7 protein-coding genes are annotated in these 5,571 nt (G+C 40.1%); 2 read left to right on the top strand and 5 right to left on the bottom strand.

Translation table 11 applies throughout. The features are described 5' to 3' along the window. The first annotated feature begins 627 nt into the window (after positions 1-627). Positions 628-1,005, top strand: a complete 378-nt coding sequence (locus AC1DDX_RS22195) for a hypothetical protein (RefSeq protein ID WP_172662826.1) — start codon at positions 628-630, stop codon at positions 1,003-1,005. A gap of 96 nt (positions 1,006-1,101) precedes the next feature. Here the strand turns inward: AC1DDX_RS22195 and AC1DDX_RS22190 are convergent, their stop codons facing one another. From AC1DDX_RS22190 to AC1DDX_RS22180, 3 genes are all read right to left on the bottom strand, one after another. Then, complete coding sequence (locus AC1DDX_RS22190; protein WP_288879267.1) at positions 1,102-1,887, bottom strand: hypothetical protein; 786 nt, start codon at positions 1,885-1,887, stop codon at positions 1,102-1,104. A gap of 127 nt (positions 1,888-2,014) precedes the next feature. Beyond that, positions 2,015-2,833 carry a helix-turn-helix domain-containing protein gene (locus tag AC1DDX_RS22185; RefSeq protein ID WP_477622613.1) on the bottom strand — a complete coding sequence of 273 codons (819 nt, stop codon included), beginning with the start codon at positions 2,831-2,833 and terminating at the stop codon, positions 2,015-2,017. 44 nt (positions 2,834-2,877) lie between these two features. Then, a complete protein-coding gene (locus AC1DDX_RS22180) occupies positions 2,878-3,849 on the bottom strand; it encodes an aldo/keto reductase (RefSeq protein ID WP_288879269.1) in 972 nt (323 codons plus the stop codon). A gap of 171 nt (positions 3,850-4,020) precedes the next feature. Between AC1DDX_RS22180 and AC1DDX_RS22175 the strand changes: the two genes are divergently transcribed. Continuing rightward, a complete protein-coding gene (locus AC1DDX_RS22175) occupies positions 4,021-4,479 on the top strand; it encodes a DinB family protein (RefSeq protein WP_288879270.1) in 459 nt (152 codons plus the stop codon). Positions 4,480-4,507: 28 nt separating this feature from the next. Here the strand turns inward: AC1DDX_RS22175 and AC1DDX_RS22170 are convergent, their stop codons facing one another. Together AC1DDX_RS22170 and AC1DDX_RS22165 are read right to left on the bottom strand one after the other, a co-directional pair. Then, positions 4,508-5,206 (bottom strand): LytR/AlgR family response regulator transcription factor, encoded by a 699-nt coding sequence (locus AC1DDX_RS22170; protein ID WP_337716152.1) that lies wholly within the window; start codon positions 5,204-5,206, stop codon positions 4,508-4,510. After that, positions 5,206-5,571 (bottom strand): hypothetical protein (locus AC1DDX_RS22165; protein WP_477622612.1); only part of this gene is annotated, 366 nt, incomplete at its 5' end. The genes AC1DDX_RS22165 and AC1DDX_RS22170, both read right to left, overlap by 1 nt.

The raw sequence follows: 5,571 nt of genomic DNA, 5'->3' as shown, positions 1-5,571 counted from the left end.
TCCAGATGTCTCTGTATGTTAGATCGCTCATTATTGATGGAGTTGCAATTTATACCGAACAGAAAAAATAAATAAGATATTGTGTAGCGCTCGGTACCTGGGGTAAGCGGCGGGATACCACTCTGTGTGTCCCGCACGTCCAGGTAATTCAATACAAGCTATAAAATTTAGCGGGATACTTGCTCTCCTAGCATCAGGGTATACAAATGGTTCGGTCACGGTATAATATCAACAGGTACCTTACAGGTGTGTAACAGGTCTGTGCTCCAGTTAAACCTGAGTTTAGCTGCCGTGATATCTGAGTGTTGGGCCTGCTCATAAAAAGCCATAACCGAAGAATCCTTTGATTGTAAATGGAGGATTTTGATGATACAATATAGTCATAATCAGACAACATGTTACAGGGATTTTACATCAATAAAAATTAACTTGTAATACCGAAACGAACTATAACCGATCATCAAGAACAAAGATATGAATTCCGGAAAGTCAGCATCGAGCTAAAAAGCATTAAACAATAAGCCTGACCGCACGCTGGTAATGCGTGCTGATGAACTTTCCACAATGGCGTTAATTTTTATATCAAACCTTTTATAACAATCATTAATCCTTAAATTTTAAACCATTATGAAAAAAGCAATTCAATTATCCCTGATTTTTTGCACAATTATTTTATGTGGCTCATGGACCAACAAGACAGCCAAAGTGCCATTCTCTGACGTTACCGTGTCCTTTGGAAATGGCACTTATTACAATGCAACGGTGACAGTAAGTAATTCTTCGGGCTATTATAGCTCTGTAACCGCCAACCCGCATAGTTATGCGAGTTTATATGTACCTCAGGGAACTTATAATGTTAGGGTAGAGGTTGCCGCTCCGTATGATACACCTTATCATACCTACAATTATAACTTCTATTGCGGCTCGGCCTCTAAATATGGCAGCACTTTGGCTTATTTTGAAAATGTTGTAGTTGATTATAGCCTGAGCGTTATTGTTAACTAGCAATATAGCCAATCTCGAATTATCATTGAGGGACAGTCTTGTATTTCAACACTGTCCCTTTAAAGATGCATCTTCAATATTTATAGGCTTTAACGATCATCTAGGGTCCCCTGAAAGATATTCGCCTGTTATATTTTTGTAAGCATCACTCGTGAAAGGGCCAGCTTTGCCATCAATTTTTATAATGGCACCTAATTTTACCAGCCAGCGCTGTAGCTGTTCTGCTTTAGTAGCATATTTTGATGGTGAAAAGATCACTTCCTGTCCTAATTGCCTGGTTAGACTAATCCTATCAATAATACCAGTGATCAGCTGCCTTTCAATAAAGCGTCTTAAGATAACTGCTGCACCGCATTGGGCGGATACCGCATTAGGATCATAGTGTCCATCTGACACATATTTTCCTTTATCATAGTGATTGCTGAAGCTCCAGAGGTATGGACTAGGAATAGGGTGCTCTAAATTTCTGTAGCCAAACCCGTTGTATTGTTCCAGCTTATAAAGGATGCCAGCAATATCCCAATCAGGCCATTGTTCCAGCTTTTTAAGCTTAAGCGCATCCTGCGCACTAAATTCCCATGTGTAAGGCGCTGAGCCACCAACGGGCCGGCCTGCGGGAACATGGATAGTTTTAGCTGTTAACGGATCACCGTTATGAAGGTGGGTTTTGAAATTACAGCTGCCTTCCATATAATGTATAATGCCAATGAAATACCACGGTATATTTAATGGAAATCCCACTGTCTCATAACGGTTTTTACCAGTCAGAATCTTACTTATCACTGCATCTACAGTGACATATTTCTCTGACTTAATAATGCAGGTATCAAAAAGATATTGATACTGCGCCCTGAGCGCCGGATTGTAATTTATTTTCGACATGATAGATCCTTGTCATCATTACCTAATTTAAGGATAATTTAGCGTAATTAAAACAATTATTACGCTGACTTAATGAGACTATCTATCTATTGATAGCTCAGACTTTAAGTTTATCAATTATAATATTTTATAAAGTACTAATTACCTCAGTAGGTGCCTTTCCGAATTTCTTTTTAAAGGAATGAGAGAAATGAGAAAGGCTTTCAAATCCAAGTTCAAGGTAGATAGAAGATGGCTTCCTTTGCTTATTCTCTATAAGATGCCGGGCCTCTGTCAACCGTTTTTCCTGTAGCCAGTGTCGGGGTGACATATTGAATACTTTTTGAAAATCACGCTTGAAGCCAGCAAGACTTCTTCCGRTTAGTTGTGCGAATTTTTCAACGGGAACATTGAAATGAAAGTTGCCTAGCATGAATTTTTCCAGATCCATCTTGTACGGCTCTGAGAAATCGAATAGAAAATCCTTGAGTTCGGGAAGCGTATACAGTAGCAGCTGAACTGCTTCTCTCACCTTAAGCATCCCCATATCCCTGGTGATTTTTTCATCTGAATGGCGCACATAGGGTATTATGGATTGGAAAAAGCCATGTAGAAAATCATTTTCCGGAATAAGAACATTGGACGAACCAGTATATTTGCGCCTGGTATCTATTTGCTGCTCCAGGGCAACCTGCCGGAGCAAGTCATCCTTTAGGCAAATGATAATTGTTTGATAATCCTGACCTTCCAGCGGTGTTTTGGTAATTTCTCCCAACTGATTTTTCCGTATCAGCAGCATCTGGCCACCTTTCATCGAAACCTTTTGGCTGGTGGTCTCCAGAGTAAACTGTCCCGAAACCTGTAACACTAATGTACTGTGCTCAAAAAAACCCACTTTCTCTTTTCTCTGAGCAGAGAAATATGAATAAAAGATCACTCCAGGAATTATTTCAGTTGGATTGGTCATGATGTAAAGATATTAAAATAGCCGGGGCTTTTTAGCCCCGGCCATTATCGTTGCAGGTAGGTGCCACCAAGGATCGCTCCTGGCGAAAATTGTGCGTTAAGGGCGTTAGCCTCTTCCGGACTGAAAATTATCTCCATTGCTTGCATATTCTCCGGTAGTCTTGATCTGCGGCTCATGCTTACCAATGGCATAATATGTTCGCCCTGAGTGTTGACCCAAGCAATAGCCAGTTGTGTCGGGGTATATCCTTTTTCTTTTGCGATTTGCCTTAATACTTCAACTTTTTCCAGATTTTTAATGAGATTCTCTCCTTGAAAACGTGTGAAATGATTATGATGATCATTAGCTGGGAGTGGTGCGGTCATCTCCCCTGTAAGCAAGCCTTCGGCGGTGTTGGCAAACGCAACTACACCGATACCCAATTCTTTGGCTGTTGGAAGCAGGTCGCTTTCTATCTGGCGATCGGCCAGTGAATACCCGATTTCCAATGCAGTTACAGGGTATATGCTATTCGCCTCACGCAGTTGCGTTGGGGTAATTTCAGAAACGCCAAGGTGGCGCACCTTTCCTTCCTTGATTAAGTCAGCGACAGTCCCTATGATGTCTTCAATTGGTACACTATCGTCAATTCTGCATGGTTGATAAAGATCAATGGTATCGATACCCAAGCGTACCAAAGAATAATTGATAAAATTCTTGATGGCCATTGGACGCAGGTCCAAGCCAAGCCACTGGCCATTGTAAAAGATCGCACCAAACTTTACACTGATGAAAGCATCATCCCTTCTGTTTTTGATGGCTTTGCCGATCAGCAGCTCGTTGTGTCCGCTGCCATAAAAGTCTCCTGTATTTAAAAAATTGATGCCTTTATCTAATGCTTCCTGAATGGTAGCGATACTTTCGTTTTCGTCATTTACCGGGCCGCCCCAAACCGACGACATCCGCATGCAGCCTAATCCAAGTTTAGATACCAGCGGACCATTTTTGCCGAGGTTTATTTTTGTTATTTGTTCCATAACTGATAATTTACGTATTAACGAATCAAAGATCATCACTTTTGTTCACCTGCTATTTCCCATATGGCTCATTTTACTTGTCTGTGAGGCTCAACTTATCATTAGTGTAATTACATTTAAAATAAAAATTCCCATAAAAATCTTAAATTGATAAATAAAACAATCGCTGCTATGTTAAAGCAATTCTGCAAATACAACAATTGGGCAAATTCACTTTTGCTGGATGCCTTACAGACAAATTCTCAATTGCTTCCCGAATCATGTATTACACTGTTCAGTCACATCGTAAATGCGCAAAAGATATGGGTTTCCAGAATTAACGGCGTTGCACCCAATATTGGTGTTTGGCAAGTAAACGATCTTGAAATATGCAGCGTGCTGCTCGAAGAAAGTGCAAATGCTTTGTCAAAGATAGAATACCTGGAAACGGCAGACTCACCGATTATAAAGTATACAACCTCAACTGCTGGCTATTTTGAAACATCCGTTAATGATATTTTGCTGCACGTTTTTAATCATGGCACCTATCACCGTGCGCAAATAGCTAAAGAAATGACGATGCATAACATTAAACCGGTTAATACGGATTACATACAATTTATGAGGTTACAAAAATGTAATGAGATTTAATCAAGATGTAAAGTGGTGTCTAATGGTATTATATAATCCTCCGTTTTAGTTCTTTATACCTTGACCTCCCAATAGGTAGTATTTCCCCATTTTTAAGTTCAAGAAGATATTTACTGCCGGTATGAACAATGATTTCTTTTGTTTGATTAATCGGTACAATATAAGATTTATGAATGCGCTCAAAAGAGGCAGGAAGCAACTGTTCTAGTTTTTCGAGTGATTTATCATGAAGTGCTTTCTTTCCATTCAGTAAATGCAATTCGGTGTAAATACCGGCGCCTTTGATGTACCGGACTTCTTTAATATCAATCAATACGATGGAACCGGCCTTTTTAACAGCCAGGTATTCAAGTTTGCCTTCAGATTTTGGCCCCGATGTAGATAAACGTCTGAATGCAAGGTTGAGGCGCTCCTGATCAAAGGGTTTAGGAACAAAATCCAACACGCCGTAAGCAAAAGCCGTAATCGCTTTTTCTGTATAAGCCGATATAATGATCGTATGAAAAGCGCTGGCGGCAACACTTTTAAGCAAATCGAATCCATCCTCACCATTTAAATTCAGATCCAGCAATAACAGATCGGGTGTATGTTCACTCAAGTATTTAATGCCACCATTAACGGATTCACAAACCACAAGATTTTGAATCGTTGATCCAAAGAATTCCCGACTCATCCGCGCTACCCTTTTGGCAATCCTTGCCTCATCTTCAACAAGTAGTATATTCATTATCCAGCATGTATTTTTATGCATGTAAGCCAACCTTCGGGTACGGCCTGCGATTCAAAAGTCCATTGATCACCATAGCTTTCGGTTAACCGTGCAGCAATGTATTGAAAACCTGTCCCTGTTTTTTTTTCAATTCTGTTTTCTCTGTTCCTGGCGATGGTTAGCAGCTTATATTGCTTGTTCCCGCCTTGCTTTTCAAAGCTCAGCTTAAAAGTAATGATCTTATCAATGCTGGGCATACTATGGGTAATGCCATTCTCCAAAATGGTATGGATAATTGCTGGGGGAATCAAATCCAGTTCATCAATACCTGACTGTTCCCATACATAATTAATTTCCTTTCTAAACTGCATAACCTTTAAATG

It is taken from the genome of Pedobacter sp. 10L46_2 (assembly GCF_056395165.1).
This window is presented reverse-complemented; position numbering and strand designations above follow the sequence as displayed.

Excerpts from the sequence above, each read along its gene's own strand:
- AC1DDX_RS22195 (WP_172662826.1), top strand. The coding sequence starts at position 628 with ATGAAAAAAGCAATTCAATTATCCCTGATTTTTTGCACAATTATTTTA.
- AC1DDX_RS22190 (WP_288879267.1), bottom strand. The coding sequence starts at position 1,887 with ATGTCGAAAATAAATTACAATCCGGCGCTCAGGGCGCAGTATCAATAT.
- AC1DDX_RS22180 (WP_288879269.1), bottom strand. The coding sequence starts at position 3,849 with ATGGAACAAATAACAAAAATAAACCTCGGCAAAAATGGTCCGCTGGTA.
- AC1DDX_RS22175 (WP_288879270.1), top strand. The coding sequence starts at position 4,021 with ATGTTAAAGCAATTCTGCAAATACAACAATTGGGCAAATTCACTTTTG.
- AC1DDX_RS22170 (WP_337716152.1), bottom strand. The coding sequence starts at position 5,206 with ATGAATATACTACTTGTTGAAGATGAGGCAAGGATTGCCAAAAGGGTA.